Source organism: Lachnospira eligens, from assembly GCF_009680455.1.
In the GTDB taxonomy this organism is placed as follows: Bacteria; Bacillota; Clostridia; order Lachnospirales; family Lachnospiraceae; genus Lachnospira; species Lachnospira eligens_A.
The window spans coordinates 244,664-269,259 of the sequence record NZ_WKRD01000005.1; the positions used below are offsets into that span (position 1 = coordinate 244,664).

Genomic DNA, 24,596 nt, shown 5'->3' on the forward strand with positions numbered 1-24,596 from the left:
CATTTTATTAAATTTCTATGAAATCATTTAAGAATTTTTCAATTATTATACTCGTATTATCGTTGTTGGTTTGTTGCATATTCTGTCCTGTAACAACTCAGGCAGCAGGACTATATTCAAAATACTCTGTTCTTATTGATTCTGATTCAGGCAGGATACTTTCTGGCAGCAATGAAACAACGGCTGTAAGCATGGCAAGCACAACTAAAATTATGACTCTTATTATTGCTTTGGAAAACTGTGACAAGAATTTTGTCGTAACAACTTCCGCCTACGCAGCTTCCATGCCTGATGTACAGCTTAACGCCGTAACTGGTGAGCAATTCATAATTAACGACCTATACTACTCACTTATGCTTGAATCACATAATGATTCCGCTGTAATAATTGCTGAAAATGCTGCTTATTACTTACTATGTAAAAATCCTTCTTTAAGGTCTGAAACTCCGTTTATCAATAATTATAATTACGATTCCTCATTTCTTTCTGAGATTAACCATGAACAAAGTGAAATACTTGTTCATATATTTACCGGCCTTATGAATGAAAAAGCGGATGATATTCTCTTATCAGACACATATTACATAACACCTAATGGTCTTGATGCCGAGGATAACTATAGTTTTCATCATACAACAGCATATGACCTTGCAAAAACCATGGCATATTGTATTAATAATGAGGATTTTTTATATATAACACAGACTGTTTCTAAAACAATTTCAGACACAACAGGCAGATACCATTACCAGCTAAATAACAAAAACAGGCTTTTAAATCCTGATGAAGGAATTATCTCTGGAAAAACAGGTTTCACTAACAAAGCCGGATACTGCTATGTATGTGCATACAAAGACAAAAACCGGACACTGTGCATCGCCCTGCTTGCATGTGGCTGGCCACCAAATAAGAATTATAAATGGAGTGATGCCCGTTATCTTATAGCCCTTGGAAAACAATACAGCCGACAGAAATATTTTAATAATGAATACACATTTTACATTCCTGTATCCAAAGGAAAAAATAGTTTCTGTGAACTTATACCTGACTGTTCAATTGAATTTCTTGCCTGTGAAGATGATTCAGTAACTATACAGGCAGATATTCCTGAAATGCTTTCTGCACCTGTCAATTCAGCACAAATTTATGGAACAATTAATATATATGTAAACAATGAACCAATCCGCAGCATCAGTCTTAAAGCAAAGCAGAGTATTCCCAAAAAAGTTCATGCACTCGACATAATCCGTAAAATATTTTAATAAACATTTTAATCATTCTGATTTATTCTAATTAATTATAAAAAAAGAATGACATAAAAATAATTGTGTTATATAATATGAACATTGATTTTAAACTAGTTATATAATATGGAGACAACAACTATGAATAAAGTATATAAAGTATTCCCCGGCGGCAAATTCAAAGTTCTTACTTTCAGTTATGACGATGGTAAAATTGAGGACAGACGTCTTGTAAAGCTTTTTAACAAGTTTAATCTTAAAGCAACCTTTAACCTTAATACAGGTATTATTGACCCTGCCATAAGAATTCCTCAGGAGGAATGGCCTGAGCTTTATAAAGGACATGATATTGCTGTCCATACATTTACACATCCTACAATGATCAGACTTAACGATTATAATGCCCTTAGAGAAATTCTCGATGATAAGGATAATCTTGAAAAAATATTTAAACGTCCTATATATGGTCTTGCATATCCTAATGGTTCTTACGATAACCGTATAGTTGATATTGCTAAATCAGTTGGCATCAAATATGCAAGAGTTACTAATGATAAATACGCTGCCACTAAAGCTGCAGAAGCCTATGCTGCTAATGCCGATGGTCCTATGCTTATAGGGGATGAGAATGGTTTTTCTATGCCTGAAGACTATATGTGCTGGGTTCCAACCTGTCATCACAATCATAATCTTATTGATTTTGGCAAGAAGTTCATGGCACTTACTAAAAAACAGTATCTTTACATGATGTATGTCTGGGGACACAGCTTTGAATTTGAAAGAAACAATAATTGGGAAATCATTGAGGAATTCTGTGAAATGATTGCTAACCGTGATGATATCTGGTATGCAACCAATTCTGATATTGTTGAATACAACGAATTGTTTGACAGACTTGAGTTCTTTGCTGATAACAAATATGTTCATAACCCTTCTGTTAAGTCAGTATGGCTTGCAGTAAATAATAGTACTATTGTTGAAGTAAAAGGCGGCGAAACAGTTAAATTATAATAATGCATTATTAAAGGCGGCTTACCATTACAGGTTAGCCGCCCTCTTTTTATTCATGCTTAAGATTCTTAAATGCATTTCTTAATGTAATTGGATTACCATATCTTAACGTTCCCATTCTGTATATCTTAGAGCCTAATATACCAACTGCTATTGTGCTTACAATAAGAATAACAAACGATACAGTTATCTCAGCAAAACTTACATTTCCAAGTGCCACTCTTGCAAACATCGCACTGTATGAGCTTATCGGCAGGAATGAAAGAACCTTCATAAGAATTCCATCTACATTATTAAGCTGGGATAATCCTATAAAATATACAATCATAATAACAAACTGTACACTTCCGGCACTTTTGTTAATATCCTCTGTCTTAGACACAAGCGCTCCCATTGCACCATATATGAATACATAGAACAGCAGCCCTCCAAATCCAAAGAACGCAAATGTTATAAGCACATCTGAAGGAATATTAAATATTTTATCAAATAATCCACCCCATGAGTCTCTGTTAATCTTATAGCTTCCAAGTATTACTGCAAATATAATTCCAACCTGTAAAAGTGCTGCAGATGTACCTGCCAGTACCTTTCCAAAGAAAAGGCTGTTAGTATCAGCACTGGTTACAAGAAGTTCCATTGTTCTGTTTGATTTCTCCTGTGTTACAGAAGTTGCTACCATTACTCCATACAGAATGATAACCATGAACACAATAATTATAAGTGCATAACAATACCAGTAATTACTCATCATGTCTTTTCCAAGTACAGTTGTCTCGGAATTGATAACCGGATTAAAAGCATTTTCAATCTCTGCCATATCCAGATTATTCTCCTTACAATAGTTATACTGGCTTAGCAGCTGCATTGCATATGTAAATCTCTGCGTCATATCATCAAACATATCACTATTATTAACGACATATTCAAAATCTGTTGCATTCTTTACAACAAAACCAGCAATGACATTTTCATCATTTTCAATCTTATCTACAAGTGCATCTCTTGACGAAACAGTTTCAATCTTCACATCATTTAATACACCTTCTACAATTCCTGTTCCCGCAAATATGTCTTTTTCATCACAGATTATGATAACATCAGTAATCTCCGTATTATCAGCGGTATCATCAGTATCATCTTTATTAATTCCAAGAATTCCTGACATATCAAATACACTTGGAAGAAACAGTATCACTGCAGCAAGAACAGCTATAACAATTGTAGAAATCATAAAGCTTTTATTCTTGATATAATTCATAATCTCATACTGGAATATTACTCCGAACTTCTTCATTATCTGTCACCCCCTACAGCTTTTACAAATATATCATTAAGTGATGGTCTGTAGCTGTCAAATGATGCTATCTCTATATCAGCATTCATAATTTCTTTAATAAGTGCATTTCTAGAAAGCTCATGGATATTCTTTACTATAACACCATCTTTATGTATTCCTGTTACAGATAATGTATCTTCGCAGCTGGTCTTTAACTTTTCTGCCAGTTCTTCTGCTCCCATTCCAACAGCCGATATTATAAGCTGATTCTTTCCATATTCAGCCTTAATATCTGCAATATCACCTGATAATGCAATCTCTCCGTTATTAATTATTGCTATATCCTCACAGAACTCCTCCACATAGCTCATCTGATGACTTGAGAATATAACTATTCTTCCTTCTTCTATCAATTCTGTTACAACATCCTGTAATATCTTAGAATTAACCGGGTCAAGTCCACTGAATGGCTCATCTAATATAACAATCTCAGGCTCACAGACAAGTGTTGATGCAAGCTGGACCTTCTGCTGGTTACCTTTGCTGAGTGTCTCTAACTTCACATCTGTATACTGTGATACCTGCAGTCTTTTAAGCCATTTATCAGTATTCTTCTTAGCTTCAGCCTTAGATAAGCCTCTTAACCTGCCAAGATACACAAGCTGTTCTGATACTTTTTTCTTAGGATATAATCCTCTCTCTTCCGGCAGATATCCTATAAGATGCTCCTTTGGATTAAATTTTTTACCATCAAGAAATATTTCTCCTGAATTGGCATGAAATACATCCATAATAATTCTTATAGTTGTAGTCTTTCCTGCGCCATTACGTCCAAGAAGACCTAATGCCTTGCCGCCTTCCACATCAAATGAAATGCCGTGAAGGACTTCTTTCTCACCAAATGACTTGGTAAGATTTTTCACTTCAAGTTTCATTAAATTAATCTCCCCTCATATATTGTGAAATCTTTGATAATTGTATCACATGTATATAAATTTTGATAGTCAAATTTATATACATTTTAATTGTTTATATACACATTAGATGTTTAACATACCGCCTGATAGTGTTATACTTGATTCACTAATTCTAGAAAGGAATATTTTAAAATGATGAAAAAACATTTATTAAGCATAATTTTATTATGCCTTTTATTCAGCCTGACTGCATGTAACAGACAGACTTCTGGTAATTCATCAACTTCTGATGGAAACACTCAGTTATCCGGCAAGCACCATGTTGCCATTGAAGTAAACAATTATGGAACGATTGAGGTAGAACTTGATGCAGATACTGCCCCGATTACTGTTACTAATTTTATTAATCTTGCCAATTCAGGATTTTATAACGGTCTGACTTTTCATCGCGTAATTGATGGATTTATGATTCAGGGCGGTGACCCTAATGGTGACGGAACTGGTGGCTCTTCAGAGAAAATCAATGGTGAATTCAAGTCAAATGGCGTCCAAAATAATATAAGCCATGTAAGAGGTACTATATCTATGGCACGCTCTTCTGCAAATAATTCTGCAAGTTCTCAGTTTTTCATTATGCAAAAAGACACTCCTAGCCTTGATGGACAATACGCAGCTTTCGGAACTGTCACAAGCGGTATGGACATTGTCGATAAGATATGTAAAGACTGCACTGACACTAACCAAAATGGGGTGATTACTGACAAGAGTAAACAGCCTGTGATTAGTACTATAAGGGTTGTGGATTAACGAATAACCGCACCATCAAACGCGGTGCGGTTATTATATTAAAACATATTCTATTTATCAAAATCATAACTATTCTCATATATATCTAAAACCTGAGTCACAAAAGCAGCCTGTTTCTTGCTTTCTTCTGTGCCAGTATTAACCTGCCAGCCATATGTCATATAATCATAAAAATTTCTTGGAGTGATTGGTCCAAGCTTGTACTCATCCCTAATCAGATTAATACCATCTGAATAATCCCTTACTAACGCCTCAAATGCTTTCTGCGGGTCTTTAAATACCGCTTTTCCATTTTCATCTGCCCCAATTGCAAATTCTTCTCCATGATCAAGAAAATCCTGTACTTTTACATTGCCATGCTCTCTGCCAGCCACATACTCCTGCACATATGGATGTGCAACCTTTGGCGGCTTTGTCTTACAACCTGCCATAGAAGCAAAACACATCAATGTAAACCCAATTAAAAATACTTTTTTCATAGTACCCCTCCATTCACAAGTCAGGTTATGGTTGTATCTACATATTTAATATAACATACGTATCTATATCTTGACAATATATTATTATTTTTTTCAATACTTTTTAATATTTCACATTCAGTCTGTGACTGTAGCCTTCCATTCTCTTTGCAAATACATCAAGCTGTCCTTTATATTTACCATACGCTTTCTCATCAATCAAAGACTCATTATGATACCGTTCAACTAGCTCTGATGAGTCTTTGAAAGCCTTAATTGCTAAATCCTTGTAATTATTCTCAAGATTAATCTGGATTTCATTGAGTGATGTTTCTATCTCTTTCTTGGTTGTGTTCTTCTTAAATATTGACATGTGCATATCCCCCCTTTTACTTGATTTTATCATTGATTAGCTTAATTACAAGTATTGTTTTATAAATGTTTCAGGTTGTTTATCAGGCTGATTACTAAATATGTTGTTTATAAATAATTTAAGCATGTTCTACACATATAAATGAATCTTTTCCTATAAATTATATTTTTTAATATACTTTATAGGTGTTTTTTGACGGATTTAGGGTGATTTTTGGTGATTAATATCAGATTAGATGGGCATATACCTATAAGATACAATTTTAAAATAGTTTTATAGGTTTATTATATAATTATAAATATAGACACTTGTGTTTTCTACCTATAAGGTTGCATTTTATACGACTACCTATAGGTATCATGTTAAAAGACAGGATATTGGACAACCTATCAGGCTGATTATAACTTCACATATACAATAGAATTCCTCTGTGCCGAAACGGACGCTGCAACTCGCTTCGCTCTTGCGGCTGGGAATTGGTGGACGGGACAGGTGCGTCCCACTACTGCGCAGTGCCGTGTCCTGACCTGCGGTCAGTCCACACGCGCTGTCGCGCTCTATGCGAATAACAAAAGAACCAGAGTTACAAGTAAACTTGCACTCTGGTTCTTCTATCATTCGCGCACTGCGCTTGTAGTCCGCGGTGTATGTACAAATTGGTTTTCAACCAATTTGTACGCGCATTCCATGCGCTATAGATAACAAAAAGGACTTGATGACAAGTAAACTTGTCTCAAGCCCTTTATTGTTATCTGCACCGCTAATCTATGTTCACGATTACTGTGGCTGCTTGCCGATGTATGCGAGGATACCACCATCTACATAGAGGATGTGTCCGTTAACTGCATCTGATGCTTCTGAAGCAAGGAATACAGCTGGACCAGCTAATTCTTCTGGCTTTAACCATCTCTCTGCTGGTGTCTTTGCAACGATGAATGAGTCGAATGGATGTCTTGATCCATCTGGCTGTCTCTCTCTTAATGGAGCTGTCTGAGGTGTCTCGATGTAACCAGGTCCAATACCATTACACTGGATATTGTACTTACCATACTCAGAACAAATATTTCTTGTAAGCATCTTAAGGCCACCCTTAGCAGCAGCGTAAGCTGATACTGTCTCACGACCTAATTCTGACATCATTGAGCAGATGTTGATAATCTTACCATGTCCTCTTTCGATCATTGAAGGAATTACTGCCTTTGATACGATGAATGGTGCGTTAAGATCTACATCGATAACCTGTCTGAACTCAGCAGCTGTCATCTCGCACATAGGAATTCTCTTAATGATACCAGCGTTGTTTACAAGGATATCGATTGGTCCAACTTCCTTTGTAATCTTCTCTACAGTAGCGTTAACAGCTTCTTCGTTAGTAACGTCGCAAACATATCCGTGAGCGTCGATACCAGCTTCCTTATAAGCTGCTAATCCCTTATCTACTAATTCCTGCTTAATATCGTTGAAAACGATTTTTGCACCAGCCTTAGCCATACCACTAGCGATAGCGAAGCCGATACCATATGATGCACCAGTTACAAATGCAATCTTACCTTCAAGTGAAAAATTAACTGACATTTTAATTCTCCTTTTCCTAATAATAATTTATAAATGAAACCCTCTACAGGTTACATTCCTTAGTAAAATATGTACTGACGGATTACTTTAAATCCTTCATGTCTACCCAGTCCATATCATCGAAATCCTGGTTTTCTCCAGCCATTCCCCAGATAAATGCATATGCATGTGTAGCTGATGCTGAATGAATTGACCAGCTTGGTGAAATAACTGCTTCTTCACTTCTCATGATGATATGACGAGTTTCTGTTGGCTCACCCATGTAGTGAACAACGATATCTTCTTCTGGAATCTCGAAGTAGAAATAAACTTCCATTCGTCTGTCATGTGTATGACATGGCATTGTATTCCATACGCTTCCTGGCTCAAGAGTTGTGATACCCATCTCTAACTGGCATGTCTCAACCTGACCTGGTAAAATATACTTTCTGTTAAGACGCTTATTACATCCTTCAACAGAACCAAGCTGAAGCTTGAACTCATCCTTGATATCCTTTTCTGGATCAATGAATACTGTAGGATATGTCTTATGTGCTGGTGTTGAGTTAAAGTAGAACTTAGCTGGCTTAGAAGAATCCTCGCTCTTGAACTTAATCTCCTTAGAACCCATACCAATATAAAGACCATCTCTATATTTAAACTTATATTCAGTACCATCAACGATAACTGAACCGTTGCCACCTACATTAAAGATACCCATCTCACGTCTCTCAAGGAAATATGCTGCCTTAAGCTCAGAACCTGCCTCAAGTGTAAGTTCCTTATTAACCGGCATACATCCGCCTACGATAATACGATCAATCTGGCTGTAAACAAGCTTGAAATCATCAGCTGGGAAAAGATTCTGGATAAGAAAATCATTTCTCAGTCTTTCTGTATCATAACCCTTTACATCTCTTGCGTTAGCACCCTGTCTTACTTCCATCGTAACTCTCCTTTTCAATTCACAAACCTAGGGCAAAGCCCCGTTTGGTGTTTATAATACCACAAAATCCAATTATTTACAACTATTAACCAACTATTCCCTTTATAAGTACATTTTTTTCGACAAATTCCTGCGAAAATGTATACGCATCCTTAATCATTGTTTCTGCTTCTTTAGTCTTTTCTGCATTATCACAGTAAATTCTTGCAATCACATCACCTTTGCTGACTTTGTCGCCTATTTTCTTAGAAAGCACAACTCCAACTGATAAATCAATCACATCGTCCTTGGCTGCCCTTCCGCCTCCAAGAATCATTGAAGATTTTCCTATCAGCTCAGACTGGATTGACTGGATGTATCCATCGCTATCTGCACACACCTCTGTTATTGTATCAGATATCTTTAACTTATCTGTGTTATATACTGCGTCAGGATCTCCACCCTGGGCTTTAACGAACTCTGCCATCTTGTCCAACGCACTTCCGTCACTTATTACTCTCTCCAATTCTTTTCTTACAGTTTCTTTATCAAGATCATCTCTTGCAGCAAGCACCATATATGTTCCAAGATTAAGGACAAGCATAGTTAAATCCTCTGGTCCTTCACCTTTTAAAGTATTGATAGCCTCGATAACTTCAAGTGCATTTCCAACTGCATATCCTAACGGCTGGTCCATATCAGTAATAAGTGCTGTTACATTTCTTCCAGCTCCCTTTCCAATACGAACCATCTCCTTAGCAAGACTTACGGCATCAGCCTCATTTTTCATAAATGCGCCACTTCCGGTCTTGACATCAAGAACAATCGCATCAGCACCAGAAGCCAGTTTCTTACTCATAATACTGCTTGCAATAAGCGAAATATTCTCGACCGTTGCCGTAACATCCCTTAGCGCATATATCTTCTTATCTGCAGGTGCAAGATTACCTGTCTGCCCTGTTATTGCAATTCCTATATCATTAACCTGCTTAACAAATGCTTCCTCAGACAGAGAAGTGTTAAATCCCGGAATACTTTCCAGTTTATCAATCGTGCCTCCTGTATGTCCAAGTCCTCTTCCACTCATCTTTGCAACTTTGCCGCCAAGTGCTGCAACCATAGGTGCAAGAACAAGTGAAGTCTTATCTCCAACGCCACCTGTACTGTGCTTGTCTACTTTAATTCCATTAATCCCCGACAAATCCAGCTTGTCTCCGCTGTTTTCCATTGCAAGCGTCAGGTTAAGAGTCTCATCATAATCCATATTTCTGAAATATATTGCCATAAGAAGGGCAGAAGCCTGATAATCAGGTATATCCCCCCTGACATAGCCATTAACAAAGAACTCTATCTCTTCTTTAGTAAGCTTTCCACCATCTCTTTTCTTCTCTATAATATCAACCATTCTCATAATGCAGACCTCCTACATAATCTTATTAAGAAAACTCTTTCCTATCTTAACCGGTTCTGTGCCAAAAATCTCAGCCAGTGTCTGTGCAATATCAGCATAAGTGTCACCTGTTCCAAGATTAACGCCATGTTTTAAACATTTGCCATATACAAGCAACGGAACATACTCCCTTGTATGGTCAGTTCCCTTATAGGTTGGGTCACAACCGTGGTCAGCCGTAATAACAAGCATATCTGTGTCTTTCATAGTGTCTAACACCTGTGCGAGTCTATCATCAAATTCTTCAAGACCCCTTGCATAACCTTTATAATCTCTTCTGTGTCCCCATGTTGAATCGAACTCAACCAGATTAGTATATATAATTCCTTTATTATCCTGCTTCATATAATCAAGTGTTACATCCATTCCATCCTGATTGTCATTAGTGTGCTTAGACTCTGTAAGTCCCACACCAGCAAATATATCATGAATCTTACCGACTCCGATTACATCAAGCCCTTTATCACGGACTCTGCACAATATATTATCCTCACTTGGCTTTAGTGAGAAATCCCTTCTGTTAGGTGTTCTCTTATAATTGCCATTCTCCCCGACAAAAGGTCGTGCAATAACTCTTGCTACAGCATTCTTTCCTGTAAGGATATGTCTTGCCGTCTCACACATTTCATAAAGGCTTTCTACCGGCACAACATCTTCATGACATGCAATCTGGAAAACTGAATCTCCTGATGTATATACAATTGGTTTTCCTGTCGCAACATGTTCATCACCAAGTTCAGCAATTATCTGTGTTCCTGAAGCCGGCTTATTGCAAAGTATTCCTGGAATTCCTGTCTTTTTAATGAATTCATCAATAATACAGTCTGGAAATCCATCAGGATACACAGGAAACGGATCAGGAGAATATATTCCTGCCATCTCCCAGTGTCCAATTGTCGTGTCTTTTCCTGCAGACACTTCTGCCAGTTTTCCAAAACACCCGATGGGATTATCACAACTTTCAAGGTTATGTGCACCGTCTATATTGCCTATTCCAAGCTTTACCATATTAGGAATATCAAGACCTCCATTAGCCTCTGCAGTATGTCCCAATGTATCTGCACCTTCATCTCCAAACTTAGCTGCATCCCTGGCCTCACCAATTCCAACACTATCTAAAACTATCCATATAATTCTGTTAATATTCATAGCCACGCCTCCCGACAATCTTTAATATATTGTACCACAAAGAATACTTTCTGTATTATTATTTTGCATTTTTGAAAACAAATGTTATAATCACATATACATTGTGTTTTTTATGCAAATGTAATTAATTGAATATACATTTTTAAGGAGAAAATTATATGAGTTTCGAGTTCGTCACAAAGCTTCCTACGCCTACTGAAATCAAAGAACAGTACCCTGTACCAGAAGAAATAAAAACATTAAAAGCTGAAAGAGATGCTGAAATTGCTGATGTTATAACCGGCAAATCAGACAAACTTCTTGTTATTATCGGACCTTGCTCAGCAGATAATGAAACTGCTGTCCTTGATTACACATCAAGACTTGTTAAGGTTCAGGAGAAGATTAAAGACAAAGTTATTATTATTCCAAGAGTTTACACTAACAAACCAAGAACGACAGGCGTAGGTTACAAAGGAATGCTTCACCAGCCAGACCCTGAAAAGAAGCCTGATCTTCTTGCCGGTCTTGTTGCAATCAGAAAAATGCATATTGATGTAATGAAAGAGACACATCTTAGTCCTGCTGATGAAATGCTTTACCCTGAAAACTACTGGTATCTTTCAGATGTTCTTTCATATGTTGCCGTTGGTGCAAGATCAGTTGAAAACCAGCAGCACAGACTTGTATGTTCAGGAATTGATGTTCCAGCCGGAATGAAGAATCCTACAAGTGGAGATTTTTCAGTTATGTTAAATTCTGTAGTTGCTGCCCAGTCTAAGCAGACATTTATATACAGAAACTGGGAAGTTAATACACCTGGAAATCCTCTTACACACACAATATTAAGAGGTGCCGTAAATAAACACGGCCAGACTATTCCTAACTATCACTATGAGGATTTAATAAGACTTTATAACATGTATGCTGCAAGAGATCTTGAGAATCCTGCTGTTATTGTAGATGCTAACCACAGCAATTCAGGTAAGCAGTATCTTGAGCAGATCCGTATCGTCAAGGAAGTTCTTCACAGCTGCCATCACTCTGCTGATGTTAAGAAGCTTGTTAAGGGTGTTATGATTGAAAGTTATATTGAGCCGGGTAACCAGAAGGTTGGCGACGGTGTTTATGGAAAATCAATCACAGACGCATGCCTCGGATGGGCTGAATCTGAAAAGCTTTTATACGATATTGCAGACCTTATTTAAAAACATTTTCATTATGTCGGGATTAATGTAGCTTTCTGCAAATGTTCCGATTAATGTAAGTAACAATGACATACTCACAATAATGACCGTTCTTCTTAAAATGTCAATTCTGTTTAGAAAATAATGACACATAAGGAGAACGGTCATTATATATAACAGATAATGTGGAAACAGCCATACCAAAACCATAACTACTCCCCCTGCACCGTGATACATAACAGCCTTTGTCATACATATTCCAAGGCAGAATCCATTGTATAGACACAGCCAGTATACATACAATTTTCTGAATGGGGTAATCATGAATACTACCAATGTTATGAACTTCCTTAATCTGTAAGATAGCACCTCCTGCCATACATTTGCATATGCAGCATTAGAATTAATGTATACAATCAGATATTCAGTTGAAAACACATCACCATAGTGCCACATTTTTATAAAGCATGTACCAAGTATAATTCCCGCAATAATTAATGCAACAAATCTTACATTCTTAATTACCCACAATAAAAAAGCCTTCATATATATCCATCAAAATGTACTTTGAATCAATATATGAAGACTTTGTCTTAATTATTCTTTTTACGGTTAAGTAAGGCATCATAAGCAAGAACTGCTGAAATTGTCTTGGAATCCTGTATCGTTCCTGCAAATATCATGTCTTTAAGTTCATCCATTGTGTATTTTTCTACATCTATGAATTCATCTTCATCAAGATGCTGACTTGTTTTTACAAGACCTGTTGCAAGATATACATCTACCACTTCATTGCAGAACGCAACCGCAGTAACAACTGATACAAGCTTGGTAAGATTATCTGACCTGTATCCGGTCTCTTCTTCAAGTTCTCTTGCCGCCGCATTAATTGTCGGCTCATCCCAGCCATTAAGACCACCTGCAGGAATCTCAATCGTCTCTCTGTCAAGTGCGTCTCTGTACTGTCTTACCATGAGGAGACGTCCATCATCTAACACAGGAACAACAGCTGCTGCTCCTCTGTGGTCAATATAATCCCATTCTGCCCTATGTCCGTCGGGAGTCTCTATAACATCTGTATATATATCAAGTATTGAACCCTTATATTTAAGAATTCTATCCACTCTTTTAATATGTTCTTTCATATTCAGCCTTTCTATATAAAAATGTTACTTAATGCTTGTACATTTGTCATAGCAGGCGTCAGTTGCTTTGATAAGTGCATTTCTGAAACCATTCTCTTCAAGTGCAGAAACAGCCTGAATTGTTGTTCCACCAGGAGAACACACTTTATCTTTAAGTACTGCCGGGTGTTCCCCTGACTCAAGTACCATCTTTGCCGAACCAAGGACAGTCTGGGCAACCATCTTATATGCATCATCTCTCTTAATGCCATACTTTACAACACTATCAGCAAGGGCTTCAATGAACATATATACATAAGCAGGTGAACTGCCACTTGCACATACTACTCCATCCATAAGCTTTTCATCAACGTAAACAACCTTACCAAATGAAGTAAAGAATTTATCTATAACATCTCTTTCATCAAATGAATAATCAGATGCATTATATGCTACTCCTGTCATTCCTTCCCCGATAAGTGCAGGTGTATTAGGCATTGCTCTTACAACTCTTATATTGCTTCCAAGAGCATTCTTTATAGACGCAATGGTAATTCCCGGTGCTATTGATATAATAACGCTTTCTTCTGTTACCACATTTACAATATTCTTAAGTACTGTTGGATACATCTGTGGTTTTACTGCAAGCACAATATACTTGGCATTGTTGCCACATTCAGCATTACTTTCTGCAAATCTTACACCTGTCTCAGATGATATTTTTTCGCATTTTTCTCTGTTAGGTGATGAAAATATAATATCTGATGGTGAAAATGCTGCCAAAGCACCTTTAAGCATTGCATATCCCATGTTACCCATTCCAATAAAACCAATCTTAGCCATATGTATATCCTCCCAACTATATCATGATATATAACATCTGATTATTATATACCCGATTATTAAATAAGCTTGCTTATAAAAAGCAAGCTTATATTAATTATATTCATTTAATTATTTGTTTTCAAGTAACTTTTCTACACTTACAAGCTTTACGCAGAGTACAAAAAGATCAGCAGCCTGCTTCATCTCTTCTGGAGTTGGGAATGATGGGGCAATTCTTATATTAGAGTCCTTAGGGTCCTTTCCATAAGGGAATGTTGCGCCTGCACCTGTAAGTTTAACACCTGCTTCTTTACATTTTGCAACTATTGCCTTGGCACATCCATCCAGAGCTTCAAATGATATAAAATATCCACCCTTAGGCTCTGTCCATGAACCAATTCCAAGTCCGCCAAGTTCTTCTTCAAGAACACTTTCAACAGCCTCAAACTTAGGTCTCATAAACTCAGCATGCTTTCTCATATGTTCCTTAAGTCCATTGATATCCTTAAAGAATCTCACATGTCTTAACTGATTAAGCTTATCATGTCCAATTGTCTGGATTGTAAGCTGCTTCTTGATATCTGCAATATTATTAGCAGATGAAGCAAGTGCTGCAATACCTGAACCTGGGAAGCTCACCTTAGAAGTTGAAGCAAACTCAAATACCATATCAGGGTTACCAGCTTTCTCACATTCACTGATGATATCAGCTATCTCATCCTTATTGTCATCATATAAATCATGGATAACATAAGCGTTATCCCAGAAAATTCTGAAATCTTCAGCAGCTGGCTTAAGTGCAGCCATTCTCTTAACTGTTTCTTCAGAATATGTATATCCCTGAGGATTAGAATACTTTGGAACGCACCAGATACCCTTTACAGAAGCATCCTTGCTTACATACTCTTCTACCATACCCATATCTGGACCAGACTCTGACATTGGAATGTTAATCATCTCAATTCCAAATCTTTCTGTGATTGCAAAATGTCTGTCATATCCAGGAACTGGACATAAGAACTTAACCTTATCAAGCTTGCACCATGGAGTATTACCAAGAATACCATGTGTGTATGCTCTTGAAATCTGGTCATACATAATATTAAGACTTGCGTTTCCATACACAATAACATGATCTGGTGTTGTTCCCATCATATCTGCCATAAGCTTCTTTGCTTCTGGAATACCATCTAAAACACCATAGTTTCTGCAATCTGTTCCATCTAAAGCCTTAAGGTCTGATGAACTATTGATTGTATCAAGAAGTCCTAATGAAACATCAAGCTGCTTAGCTGAGGGCTTACCTCTTGACATATCTAACGCAAGCCCCTTTGCCTTAGCTTCTGCATACTCTTTGTTCAAGCTTTCCTTTAAAGCTAAAAGCTCTTCTTTACTCATATCATTGTACTGCATAATCTTCCTCCTAATCAGCATATAATCAACATGCTCTATTCTACAATGTATAATTCATAATTGCAAATATTTTTAAAAATAACTTAATATTTTAAAACATCTCTTTAAAATGCTTAATTAAATTAAGTGTGTTAAAATCAAAAAAGGCTGTCACATAACGAATTAACATTATGTAACAGCCTTGGTTTATGTTAGTTTACTTTGCGTAATCTACAGCTCTTGATTCTCTGACAATACTAACCTTGATCTGACCAGGATATTCCATCTGATCCTCAATCTGCTTAGAAATGTCACGAGCCATGATTACCATATCTGAATCACTAACGACTTCAGGAACTACCATAACACGAACCTCTCTACCTGCTTGAATGGCAAAGGATTTCTCAACTCCCTTGAATGAGTTGGTAATATCTTCTAATTGTTTCAGTCTGTTTGTATAAGTTTCTAACGTTTCTCTTCTTGCACCAGGTCTTGCAGCTGAAATTGTATCAGCAGCCTGTACAAGACAAGCAATTAAGCTTTCTGGCTCAACGTCTCCATGATGTGCTTCTACTGCATTAATAACAAGAGCTGATTCTTTATATCTTCTACAAAGATCAACACCTAACTGAATATGTGAGCCTTCCATCTCGTGGTCAACAGCTTTACCAATATCATGTAATAAACCAGCACGCTTAGCCATCTTAACATCAAGTCCTAACTCTCCAGCTAAGAGACCTGTAAGCTGTGCTACTTCAATAGAATGCTTTAAAACATTCTGTCCATAACTTGTTCTGAATCTTAACTTACCTAAGAGTCTTACAAGCTCTGGATGGATACCATGTACACCAACCTCAAGGGTTGCAGCTTCACCTTCTTCTTTAATTAATGTCTCGACTTCTTTCTGGGCTTTCTCAACCATCTCCTCAATTCTTGCCGGATGAATTCTTCCATCAAGTATGAGCTTCTCAAGAGCGATTCTTGCAACCTCTCTTCTTACCGGATCAAAGCCCGACAAAACTACAGCCTCAGGTGTATCATCAATGATAAGTTCAACACCTGTAAGTGTTTCAAGAGTTCTGATATTTCTACCCTCTCTACCAATAATACGGCCTTTCATTTCGTCATTAGGAAGCTGAACTACTGATATTGTTGTCTCAGCCACATGGTCTGCGGCGCATCTCTGAATTGCATTAACAACAATTTCCTTAGCCTTCTTGTCTGCTTCCTCTTTCGCTCTGCTTTCTAATGTCTTAATCATTACAGCAGTATCATGTTTAACTTCGTCTTCAACAGTCTTTAATAGATATTCTTTTGCCTGTTCGGAGGTCAATCCTGAGATTCGTTCAAGTTCCTGCTGTCTCTTCTTCTCAAGTTCTTCAACCTTTTGCTTCTGTTTACCAAGTTCTTCTTCTTTCCTGGTAATGTTAGAGTCGCGTTTCTCTACAGCCTCAATCTTTCTGTCAAGTGTCTCTTCTTTTGAAAGAACTCTCTTTTCATACTTGCTTATCTCAGCTCGTCTTTCCTTAGTTTCCTTCTCAAGTTCGTTCTTAGTCTTTAAAGACTCTTCCTTGACTTCCAAAAGAGCTTCCTTTTTCTTGGTTTCAGCTGTCTTAAGAGCTTCATCTATTATCTCTCTTGCTTTCTCATTGGCATTACCGATTGTTGCATCGTTACGCTTGTTGATTGCATTAGACGAGATAAGCCAAGTAATAGGAGCGACTATCACTAAAGTAGCAATAATTGCGATTACTATTGGAATCAACGCAGGAGCACCTCCTTATTTAGTTTTCATTGTACAAAAAATACAACAATCTAATATTATACTCAATTGTCGATTATGTCAAGGAAAAGCCCCTTAGAATCCAATGTTTTATTAATAATATCCATACTGAATCCTCTGCGATATAATGCAGCTTTGACCTTCTGAAGCTCTTTATAATCAGCGTTCTCTATATCTATATGTTTCTTTTCAACAAATGCCTTTGCCTGTTCTAATTCTATATCACTATTATCTTCATAGAATTCATCACAAACCCTGCTGATAATATCTGCATCAACGCCTTTCTGCTTTAACTTAAGTTCAATCTGTCTTCTTGGCTTATTACCTGCCTTAAAATTAACATAATTCTCTGCAAAGCGCTCATCATTAATATATCCAAACCTGGTTACATACTCTAATGCATAATCTATACACATATCAGGATAATATCCATCTCTAAGCTTGTCCTCTAAACCTTTTCTTGTATAATCCTTATTCTTAAGCAATGCCATCGCTCTTACCGTTGCACGCTTAGATAACACATCATCTATCAGAGAATCATATGCTTCTTTCCTGACAGACTCTCCATCCTTAATTCCAAACTTTCTTAATTCTGCTGCATATAAAGCAAATGCAGGCTCATAATTAATATATACAAGCCTGCGTTTCTTAGTAAGTTCTTTAATGGATGTGACAATAAGTTCAATATTATCTTCCATAACCCACCTTAATATTACTCTTCTGTATCTGCTTTCTTCTTAGCCTTAGTCTGCTTAGCATCATCAGATGCTTCTGCTTCCTTAACACCGTCCACAATTCCGTAGTGTTCTCTTACTCTTCTGTCAACCTCTTCTCTTATCTCTGGATTATCAAGAAGGAACTGCTTAGCGTTCTCTCGTCCCTGTCCAATCTTATTGCCCTCATATGAGAACCATGCTCCACTCTTCTGGATAATACCTGCATTAGAAGCAAGATCAACAAGATCTCCTTCTGTAGATATACCTTTTCCAAAAAGAATATCAAACTCTGCTTCTCTGAATGGAGGGGCAACCTTATTCTTAACAATCTTGACTCTGGTTCTGTTACCAATAACCTCACCATTCTGCTTAAGTGTCTCAATCTTTCTTACATCAAGTCTTACAGAAGAATAGAACTTAAGTGCACGACCACCTGTAGTTGTCTCCGGATTTCCAAACATAACACCAACCTTTTCACGAAGCTGGTTGATAAATATAACAACGCAGTTATTCTTGCTTACAACAGGTGTAAGCTTTCTTAATGCCTGTGACATAAGTCTTGCCTGAAGACCTACATGTGAATCGCCCATATCACCATCAATCTCTGCTTTAGGAACAAGAGCTGCAACTGAATCGACAATTACAATATCGACTGCACCAGATCTTACCATAGTCTCTGTAATCTCAAGCGCCTGCTCGCCGCTGTCAGGCTGCGAAATATATAAATTATCAATATCAACCCCAATATTCTTAGCATATACAGGATCCAGAGCATGCTCTGCATCAATAAAACCTGCAATACCGCCTCTCTTCTGTACTTCAGCAACCATATGAAGTGCAACTGTTGTCTTACCACTTGATTCAGGTCCATATATCTCTACAACTCTTCCTTTAGGAACTCCACCGATTCCCAAAGCGATATCTAGACTTAAAGAACCTGTAGGAATACATTCAACATTAAGATTAGCTGTTGATTCCCCAAGCTTCATTACAGAGCCCTTACCAAACTGTTTCTCAATATTAGAAATTGCCGCATCAAGGGCTTTCATCTTATCTTCATTAACCATACCTTAAACTCTCCTTTTGAACATGTGTTCGTTTTCTAAATAATATCTTATTATGTCTGCATTGTCAAGAACCTTTCGAACATTTATTCGTTATGTTTGTTTGTATACTGGAATAGTAAGAATATATCATATTATATATATTTTGTAAACGCCTATTTTATATTATTGTATCTTAATATAATATTTTATGCATAAATTTAACAAAATCTTTTTTACTTGCACAACCTCTCGAATGATACCTGTATCAATTCATTGTAATATTGAATCCGATGTCGTTATAAAACTCACTAAAAGCAATATTCTCTTTGTTTTGTAGGTCTTTTTTTACATTTTAAACAATGTGTCTATGCTTGATGACCCACTAAATCTTTGGAATTGCATGATGTAGTAGGTCTTTTTTTATATTTCTGCTTGGTAAAAGATAATTCTGAAGGATAAAGACCTACTCAACACTCACATCTCACTCACTTAGTAGGTCTTCACATTCCAGCTCGCTCCAGCCCACTCTAATCCCAGCAAAAAAGACCTACTCAAGCCATCTTTCAAGCTTAATAGTAGGTCTTCAACGCCATAGCAAATAATATAGTAAATAATATAATAAAACTAATAATTACAATAATCTCTACCTGTTAGTCTTAATTATATCAAGAACAAACTTAAGTGCTTCCTTCGTAGACTGACACCTTATCGTGTGCCTGTCGCCTGACAAATCACATTCTTTAACATGTGTCTCACCTTTATAGCAACATCCGATATACACAAGCCCTACAGGCTTATCATCCTCTCTTGAAGGACCTGCTACACCTGTTACAGAAACACTGACATCTGCTTTGGATATTCTTAATGCGCCCTCTGCCATCTCTGCAGCAGTTTCAGCACTCACAGCCTTATATTCTTCAAGAGTTGCATGTTTAACTCCAAGAATACGCTCTTTGGCTTCATTACTGTATGTAATATATCCTTCTTTAAAAATGTCTGAAGCACCGCTTATATTAACTATAGACGAAGCAACCATGCCGCCTGTGCATGACTCAGCTGTAGTTATAGTCAGGGATTTGTTCTTTAATGTCTCAACAAGAGCCTTATCAAGACAGCTGAGATAATCAACCATTATTATTTACCCGAACCTTCCAGAAAAACTTTATAATTCTTTGCAATATAATCAATAAGAGAAATCACTGTCAATCCTAATGATATATATATGAGAACAGTATTAATAATATTCATAAATGGTACATTAAGATTAAGAACAAGCATAATAATTGTAATCATCTGAAATGCTGTCTTGAACTTTCCCCAATAGCTTGCAGCTATAACAACACCATTATCTGATGCAACAAGTCTGAATCCGCTAATAATAAATTCTCTTGCAATTATAATAATAACAATCCATGCTGCAATTCTGTTAAGGTCAACAAGTGCAATAAGTGCAGAGCATACTAAAAGCTTATCTGCAAGTGGATCCATAAATTTTCCGAAGTTAGTAACAAGATTATACTTTCTTGCAATCTTACCATCTAAAAGGTCTGTTAAGCTTGCAAGAATAAATATTCCTACTGCAATATATTTGCCACATCCAATGTTAAGATACAGACATATCAGAAACAAAGGAATCATAATAACTCTTGCAATTGTAAGTTTGTTAGGTAAATTCATTTAAACATTTTCCTCCATTATTCCCATTAAATCATATTCAGTTGAACCGGTAATCTTTACAGATACGAAATCTCCTGACATAAGTTCCCTGTCACATTCAAAGAACACCATTCCATCAACATTAGGTGCATCCTTGTACGAACGTCCGACATAAGTATTGTCCTCTGCAATATAGCCTTCAACCATAACATCAATAGTCTTTCCAACCATTTGTGCTGACTTGTCAATAGATATTTCCTGCTGCAGAGCCATAAGCTCGTCTCTCCACGTATCCATTATATCCTGGTCAATCTGGTCCGGCATTGTTGCAGCCGGGGTATCCTCTTCCCTTGAATAAGTAAATACACCAAGTCTGTCGAACTCAACTTCATCAATAAATTCCATAACCTCTTCATGGTCAGCCTGTGTCTCTCCCGGGAAGCCGGCAATAAGAGTTGTTCTTAATGCAATGTCCGGAATCTCTTTTCTCAGCTTCGCAACAATATCAAGAAGCTCCTGCTTATCTGTCTTTCTTCCCATGCGCTTTAATACATTATCACTTGCATGCTGGATTGGCATGTCAAGATAATGACAGACTTTAGGCTCATTCTTAATAGCCTCGATAAGCTCATCATTAATCTCTTCCGGATAACAGTACTGAATTCTTATCCATTTGAGGTCTTCAATCTTGGCAAGCTCATGTATAAGCATTGGAAGTGATTTCTTTCCGTAAAGGTCTGTTCCATAAAGAGTTGTCTCCTGTGCTACAAGTATAAGCTCTTTTGCTCCATTGTGTACAAGGTGCTTTGCCTGCTCCACAAGATACTCAACAGGATAACTTCTGAAATTACCACGAACCTTAGGAATTATGCAGTATGTACAATGCTTATCGCATCCTTCCGCTATCTTAAGGTACTCAAAATATCCTGGCGTAGTAATAATTCTCTTTTCTTTAACAATAGGAAGTCTGTTGGCATCATCAACGACATTAAAACCCTTACCTTCAAGCACTGAAGTAACAACCTCCGCAATCTTGTCATAAGAAGTTGTTCCTAAAAATGCATCAACCTCCGGAATCTCTTTGATAATCTCATCCTTATATCTGTGAGCAAGGCATCCTGTAACAATAAGCGCCTTACACACAGCATCTTCCTTGTGCTGTGCCATCTCAAGTATCGTGTTGATACTCTCCTGCTTGGCATCACCAATAAAACAGCATGTATTGACAACAATAACATCTGCCTGTGTTTCATCATCTGTAAACTCAAAGCCCTTATCGTTAAGGATTCCAAGCATATTCTCTGTATCTACAAGGTTTTTATCACAACCTAAAGATGCAAACATAATCTTCATATACTGCATTACCTCCTGCATAGTACTCCTCATTGTAACACATTTTTTGCAAATGTAAACATATCCCTTACATAATCTGACCATATAAAACATTATCAAACTGGCACTTTTAATAAGCCCTGAATTGTACTATTCTTTGCTGAAAATATGAATCAAAGGAGAAAAAGATAATTATGAAAGACAAAAAAACAGGTTTAATCCAGACATTAATTGGTGCTATTATTCTTGTTATCGGTATTGTGTTATGTGTCAACACATACATAGTAAAAGGTAATAAAGCATACGCATTTTCACTTCTTGTAACAATCCTTGGCATTGTTATTCTTATTGCCGGATTATACAGAACATTTTCAAAGAAAGAGAGAAAGCCTGTAGACGCAAAGGTTATTGCACAGGCTGCTTTGTGTGCCGCACTCTGCTATGTTGGTGCAACATTTATAAAGATAGACATTCCTGTTGGAACAGAAAGAACCATGTTCCACTTTGGTAATGTATTCTGCGTTCTTGCAGCTTTACTTATCGGTGGCGAATGGGGTGGTCTTTCCGGAGCAATCGGCATGACAATAAGTGATTTGTCAACAGCCTATGTAACAAGCGCTCCTAAGACATTTATTCTTAAGTTATGTATCGGTCTTATCGTTGGTTTTGTAGCACATAAGCTCTTCAACCTTTCAAAAGAACATTCTGCAAAATATGTTACTGTTGCTACTGTTGTATCAAGCATATGCGGTATGGCATTCAATATTGTTGCTGACCCTGTAGTCGGATATTTCTACAAGACATACCTTCTTGGTGTGCCTCAGGACCTTGCCAAAACACTTGCTAAAATAGGTGCGATAACCACATCTGTTAATGCAGTTATCGCCGTTATAGTTGCTTCAATCATATATCTTGCATTAAGACCGGCTATGAAAAAGCTGAATATGTTGAGAGATTTATAAAAATGTTTTTCGCCGCTTTGTCATCATGCAGGGCGGCGGTTTTTATTCCAGCATCATCATTATATTCAGTTTAAATGTATCATCAGCCGGCTCAATATTTATTCCGCCGTAATATTTTTCAGCAATACGTTTTATGTTCTTAAGCCCATATCCATGTGCCTGTGCATTATCCTTATCCGTTGCCGGAAGTTTTCCCGGCTCAACAGTTATCCTGCCCGCACATGAATTAGTAATCTCTATAATATAGGCATTCTTTTTTCTAAAAGCCTTAAGGCTTACATATCCATGCGGAGTTTTCTGTGCTGCTTCACAGGCATTCTGCAAGGCATTAAATAAAACTATGCTCATATCAAATGCGTCAACAACACCTTTTTCAGGATAATGAAAATCATAAGTAAAATCTATTCCGGTTTTGATACATTTGTCCTTATATTCTCCTATAACAATATCAGTTACAGGATTACCGCTCTTAACATCAGACTGTGTCTGAATAATCATTTCATTAAGCTTTGATGAATATTCCTCTGCAGCCTCATTTCTGCCACTCTCAATAAGTTCATTAAGCACCATCAGATGATTAGCCATATCGTGGCGCATAGCCCTTATTTCCGCATATGATTTCATTGCAGTATCAATATGATTCTTAAGGTTACCAATCTGTGCCTCAAGAATCTCCTGCTCCTTATTATTCTCCTGCATTTTCTTAAGTTCCTGATACAGCATAAGAAATACAAGAATAGCACCATATGATATCAGATAAAATGCAAGAAGTGTGTAGTTAAACTCATAAACCGGTTCGATTACTCCCGCCTTCATCGCCTTATCATATAAATCATAATAATTAATCACGCTCTGATAGCCTACAACCTGCGCCAGCATCGGCAGTACAAGCATTATAAATTCTTTGACAGTCAGTTCTTCACAGGCATTTTTATAGACTTTAAGAAACATTTTTACTGAAAATCCTATAAAAAGCATGCACAGAACTACCTCAAGAATCTCTGTTGCAACAAACATTGCAATTATTGCAGGAATGTTTGTCATAAATATCTCTATATTATTCATTAATGTAGTCGTCATCTGGTTAATCAGCATCATAAGCTGTGACACGCTTCCTACTGCAAGCCATCTTAATGCAAAAAATGTTATGCACAGAAATGCCTTCAGCCTTATTTTCTTAAAATCTCCCACAATAAGAACAATATAAACCGCTGCCATTGCGATTACATATGCAGCCAGATTAGGCAGTATCTGTGGAATATAATAAAGCACCGTAAGCACTGCCAGATACAGTACTGCCGATGCAAATGCTCTTTTTTTATTAACAAAATCACTTAAAAGTCTGTACAGGAAAAATGCAGCTGCAAGCCTTACACCATTAATCATGCACTGTGAGACTATTTCATAAAATAAATCTATTTTCATTA

24 protein-coding genes are annotated in these 24,596 nt (G+C 37.0%); 5 read left to right on the forward strand and 19 right to left on the reverse strand.

Annotation, left to right across the window (positions count from 1 at the left end; all coding sequences use genetic code 11):
* Nucleotides 1–17: 17 nt before the first annotated feature.
* Together GKE48_RS08360 and GKE48_RS08365 are read left to right on the forward strand one after the other, a co-directional pair.
* A complete protein-coding gene (locus GKE48_RS08360) occupies nt 18–1,262 on the forward strand; it encodes a D-alanyl-D-alanine carboxypeptidase family protein (protein ID WP_154300844.1) in 1,245 nt (414 codons plus the stop codon).
* A 123-nt stretch (nt 1,263–1,385) separates the two neighbouring features.
* Nucleotides 1,386–2,255, forward strand: a complete 870-nt coding sequence (locus tag GKE48_RS08365; RefSeq protein WP_022098659.1) for a polysaccharide deacetylase family protein — start codon at nt 1,386–1,388, stop codon at nt 2,253–2,255.
* 49 nt (nt 2,256–2,304) lie between these two features.
* Here GKE48_RS08365 and GKE48_RS08370 read toward each other — a convergent pair whose 3' ends face one another.
* Nucleotides 2,305–3,552 (reverse strand): ABC transporter permease, encoded by a 1,248-nt coding sequence (locus tag GKE48_RS08370; RefSeq protein WP_022098660.1) that lies wholly within the window; start codon nt 3,550–3,552, stop codon nt 2,305–2,307.
* The gene (locus tag GKE48_RS08375; protein ID WP_154300846.1) at nt 3,552–4,469 is read right to left on the reverse strand and encodes an ABC transporter ATP-binding protein; all 918 of its coding nucleotides are present in this window, start codon (nt 4,467–4,469) and stop codon (nt 3,552–3,554) included. The genes GKE48_RS08370 and GKE48_RS08375 overlap by 1 nt, the downstream gene beginning before the upstream one ends.
* Before the next feature lie 174 nt (nt 4,470–4,643).
* Between GKE48_RS08375 and GKE48_RS08380 the strand changes: the two genes are divergently transcribed.
* Entirely contained in the window at nt 4,644–5,258 is a 615-nt protein-coding gene (locus GKE48_RS08380) for a peptidylprolyl isomerase (RefSeq protein WP_055285662.1), read from the forward strand.
* A gap of 50 nt (nt 5,259–5,308) precedes the next feature.
* Here GKE48_RS08380 and GKE48_RS08385 read toward each other — a convergent pair whose 3' ends face one another.
* The 6 genes from GKE48_RS08385 to GKE48_RS08410 all read right to left on the reverse strand — a co-directional run bounded on the left by GKE48_RS08385 (nt 5,309) and on the right by GKE48_RS08410 (nt 11,167).
* Entirely contained in the window at nt 5,309–5,737 is a 429-nt protein-coding gene (locus GKE48_RS08385; protein ID WP_055285664.1) for a hypothetical protein, read from the reverse strand.
* Between the two features lie 103 nt (nt 5,738–5,840).
* Nucleotides 5,841–6,089, reverse strand: coding sequence for a hypothetical protein (locus tag GKE48_RS08390; protein WP_041688101.1), 249 nt, complete (start codon nt 6,087–6,089; stop codon nt 5,841–5,843).
* Between the two features lie 777 nt (nt 6,090–6,866).
* The gene (locus tag GKE48_RS08395) at nt 6,867–7,664 is read right to left on the reverse strand and encodes a gluconate 5-dehydrogenase (protein ID WP_012739345.1); all 798 of its coding nucleotides are present in this window, start codon (nt 7,662–7,664) and stop codon (nt 6,867–6,869) included.
* A gap of 82 nt (nt 7,665–7,746) precedes the next feature.
* Nucleotides 7,747–8,589: a 5-dehydro-4-deoxy-D-glucuronate isomerase gene (gene kduI / locus GKE48_RS08400; RefSeq protein WP_012739346.1), complete on the reverse strand. Its 843-nt coding sequence runs from the start codon at nt 8,587–8,589 to the stop codon at nt 7,747–7,749.
* Between the two features lie 85 nt (nt 8,590–8,674).
* Nucleotides 8,675–9,979 (reverse strand): pyrimidine-nucleoside phosphorylase, encoded by a 1,305-nt coding sequence (locus GKE48_RS08405; protein WP_154300847.1) that lies wholly within the window; start codon nt 9,977–9,979, stop codon nt 8,675–8,677.
* A gap of 12 nt (nt 9,980–9,991) precedes the next feature.
* The gene (locus GKE48_RS08410; RefSeq protein WP_022098667.1) at nt 9,992–11,167 is read right to left on the reverse strand and encodes a phosphopentomutase; all 1,176 of its coding nucleotides are present in this window, start codon (nt 11,165–11,167) and stop codon (nt 9,992–9,994) included.
* 158 nt (nt 11,168–11,325) lie between these two features.
* On the opposite strand from GKE48_RS08410, the gene GKE48_RS08415 reads away from it, so the two are divergent.
* Nucleotides 11,326–12,354, forward strand: coding sequence for a 3-deoxy-7-phosphoheptulonate synthase (locus GKE48_RS08415; protein ID WP_022098668.1), 1,029 nt, complete (start codon nt 11,326–11,328; stop codon nt 12,352–12,354).
* Here the strand turns inward: GKE48_RS08415 and GKE48_RS08420 are convergent.
* From GKE48_RS08420 to rimO, 10 genes are all read right to left on the reverse strand, one after another.
* Nucleotides 12,328–12,879 carry a stage II sporulation protein M gene (locus GKE48_RS08420; protein ID WP_022098669.1) on the reverse strand — a complete coding sequence of 184 codons (552 nt, stop codon included), beginning with the start codon at nt 12,877–12,879 and terminating at the stop codon, nt 12,328–12,330. The genes GKE48_RS08415 and GKE48_RS08420 overlap by 27 nt on opposite strands.
* Nucleotides 12,880–12,926: 47 nt before the next feature.
* Nucleotides 12,927–13,478 carry an NUDIX hydrolase gene (locus tag GKE48_RS08425; protein WP_022098670.1) on the reverse strand — a complete coding sequence of 184 codons (552 nt, stop codon included), beginning with the start codon at nt 13,476–13,478 and terminating at the stop codon, nt 12,927–12,929.
* 24 nt (nt 13,479–13,502) lie between these two features.
* Nucleotides 13,503–14,300: a pyrroline-5-carboxylate reductase gene (proC, locus tag GKE48_RS08430; RefSeq protein WP_022098671.1), complete on the reverse strand. Its 798-nt coding sequence runs from the start codon at nt 14,298–14,300 to the stop codon at nt 13,503–13,505.
* 111 nt (nt 14,301–14,411) lie between these two features.
* Nucleotides 14,412–15,698 carry an aspartate aminotransferase type Ic gene (locus tag GKE48_RS08435; RefSeq protein ID WP_334296467.1) on the reverse strand — a complete coding sequence of 429 codons (1,287 nt, stop codon included), beginning with the start codon at nt 15,696–15,698 and terminating at the stop codon, nt 14,412–14,414.
* Nucleotides 15,699–15,891: 193 nt separating this feature from the next.
* The gene (gene rny, locus GKE48_RS08440; RefSeq protein ID WP_416388735.1) at nt 15,892–17,400 is read right to left on the reverse strand and encodes a ribonuclease Y; all 1,509 of its coding nucleotides are present in this window, start codon (nt 17,398–17,400) and stop codon (nt 15,892–15,894) included.
* Nucleotides 17,401–17,501: 101 nt separating this feature from the next.
* Nucleotides 17,502–18,155, reverse strand: coding sequence for a regulatory protein RecX (locus tag GKE48_RS08445; protein WP_022098674.1), 654 nt, complete (start codon nt 18,153–18,155; stop codon nt 17,502–17,504).
* Nucleotides 18,156–18,169: 14 nt separating this feature from the next.
* Nucleotides 18,170–19,240 carry a recombinase RecA gene (gene recA, locus GKE48_RS08450; protein ID WP_012739356.1) on the reverse strand — a complete coding sequence of 357 codons (1,071 nt, stop codon included), beginning with the start codon at nt 19,238–19,240 and terminating at the stop codon, nt 18,170–18,172.
* Nucleotides 19,241–19,862: 622 nt separating this feature from the next.
* On the reverse strand, nt 19,863–20,351 hold the full coding sequence (locus tag GKE48_RS08455; protein WP_055285676.1) for a CinA family protein: 489 nt from the start codon (nt 20,349–20,351) through the stop codon (nt 19,863–19,865).
* Between the two features lie 2 nt (nt 20,352–20,353).
* Nucleotides 20,354–20,896 carry a CDP-diacylglycerol--glycerol-3-phosphate 3-phosphatidyltransferase gene (gene pgsA / locus GKE48_RS08460; RefSeq protein WP_022098676.1) on the reverse strand — a complete coding sequence of 181 codons (543 nt, stop codon included), beginning with the start codon at nt 20,894–20,896 and terminating at the stop codon, nt 20,354–20,356.
* Complete coding sequence (gene rimO / locus GKE48_RS08465; protein WP_055215364.1) at nt 20,897–22,228, reverse strand: 30S ribosomal protein S12 methylthiotransferase RimO; 1,332 nt, start codon at nt 22,226–22,228, stop codon at nt 20,897–20,899.
* A 173-nt stretch (nt 22,229–22,401) separates the two neighbouring features.
* Between rimO and GKE48_RS08470 the strand changes: the two genes are divergently transcribed.
* Nucleotides 22,402–23,169 (forward strand): ECF transporter S component, encoded by a 768-nt coding sequence (locus GKE48_RS08470; protein ID WP_154300849.1) that lies wholly within the window; start codon nt 22,402–22,404, stop codon nt 23,167–23,169.
* A 42-nt stretch (nt 23,170–23,211) separates the two neighbouring features.
* Here the strand turns inward: GKE48_RS08470 and GKE48_RS08475 are convergent, their stop codons facing one another.
* A complete protein-coding gene (locus tag GKE48_RS08475) occupies nt 23,212–24,594 on the reverse strand; it encodes a sensor histidine kinase (protein WP_154300850.1) in 1,383 nt (460 codons plus the stop codon).
* Nucleotides 24,595–24,596 lie beyond the last annotated feature (2 nt).

What these genes read in the sequence shown, in the direction of transcription:
- GKE48_RS08380 (WP_055285662.1), top strand. Translation starts at nt 4,644, where the DNA reads ATGATGAAAAAACATTTATTAAGCATAATTTTATTATGCCTTTTATTC.
- GKE48_RS08445 (WP_022098674.1), bottom strand. Translation starts at nt 18,155, where the DNA reads ATGGAAGATAATATTGAACTTATTGTCACATCCATTAAAGAACTTACT.
- GKE48_RS08470 (WP_154300849.1), top strand. Translation starts at nt 22,402, where the DNA reads ATGAAAGACAAAAAAACAGGTTTAATCCAGACATTAATTGGTGCTATT.
- GKE48_RS08410 (WP_022098667.1), bottom strand. Translation starts at nt 11,167, where the DNA reads ATGAATATTAACAGAATTATATGGATAGTTTTAGATAGTGTTGGAATT.
- rimO (WP_055215364.1), bottom strand. Translation starts at nt 22,228, where the DNA reads ATGAAGATTATGTTTGCATCTTTAGGTTGTGATAAAAACCTTGTAGAT.
- GKE48_RS08425 (WP_022098670.1), bottom strand. Translation starts at nt 13,478, where the DNA reads ATGAAAGAACATATTAAAAGAGTGGATAGAATTCTTAAATATAAGGGT.
- kduI (WP_012739346.1), bottom strand. Translation starts at nt 8,589, where the DNA reads ATGGAAGTAAGACAGGGTGCTAACGCAAGAGATGTAAAGGGTTATGAT.
- GKE48_RS08390 (WP_041688101.1), bottom strand. Translation starts at nt 6,089, where the DNA reads ATGTCAATATTTAAGAAGAACACAACCAAGAAAGAGATAGAAACATCA.
- GKE48_RS08420 (WP_022098669.1), bottom strand. Translation starts at nt 12,879, where the DNA reads ATGAAGGCTTTTTTATTGTGGGTAATTAAGAATGTAAGATTTGTTGCA.
- GKE48_RS08370 (WP_022098660.1), bottom strand. Translation starts at nt 3,552, where the DNA reads ATGAAGAAGTTCGGAGTAATATTCCAGTATGAGATTATGAATTATATC.
- GKE48_RS08455 (WP_055285676.1), bottom strand. Translation starts at nt 20,351, where the DNA reads ATGGTTGATTATCTCAGCTGTCTTGATAAGGCTCTTGTTGAGACATTA.
- GKE48_RS08365 (WP_022098659.1), top strand. Translation starts at nt 1,386, where the DNA reads ATGAATAAAGTATATAAAGTATTCCCCGGCGGCAAATTCAAAGTTCTT.
- GKE48_RS08395 (WP_012739345.1), bottom strand. Translation starts at nt 7,664, where the DNA reads ATGTCAGTTAATTTTTCACTTGAAGGTAAGATTGCATTTGTAACTGGT.
- GKE48_RS08475 (WP_154300850.1), bottom strand. Translation starts at nt 24,594, where the DNA reads ATGAAAATAGATTTATTTTATGAAATAGTCTCACAGTGCATGATTAAT.
- proC (WP_022098671.1), bottom strand. Translation starts at nt 14,300, where the DNA reads ATGGCTAAGATTGGTTTTATTGGAATGGGTAACATGGGATATGCAATG.
- GKE48_RS08360 (WP_154300844.1), top strand. Translation starts at nt 18, where the DNA reads ATGAAATCATTTAAGAATTTTTCAATTATTATACTCGTATTATCGTTG.
- pgsA (WP_022098676.1), bottom strand. Translation starts at nt 20,896, where the DNA reads ATGAATTTACCTAACAAACTTACAATTGCAAGAGTTATTATGATTCCT.
- GKE48_RS08385 (WP_055285664.1), bottom strand. Translation starts at nt 5,737, where the DNA reads ATGAAAAAAGTATTTTTAATTGGGTTTACATTGATGTGTTTTGCTTCT.
- GKE48_RS08375 (WP_154300846.1), bottom strand. Translation starts at nt 4,469, where the DNA reads ATGAAACTTGAAGTGAAAAATCTTACCAAGTCATTTGGTGAGAAAGAA.
- GKE48_RS08415 (WP_022098668.1), top strand. Translation starts at nt 11,326, where the DNA reads ATGAGTTTCGAGTTCGTCACAAAGCTTCCTACGCCTACTGAAATCAAA.
- recA (WP_012739356.1), bottom strand. Translation starts at nt 19,240, where the DNA reads ATGGTTAATGAAGATAAGATGAAAGCCCTTGATGCGGCAATTTCTAAT.
- GKE48_RS08405 (WP_154300847.1), bottom strand. Translation starts at nt 9,979, where the DNA reads ATGAGAATGGTTGATATTATAGAGAAGAAAAGAGATGGTGGAAAGCTT.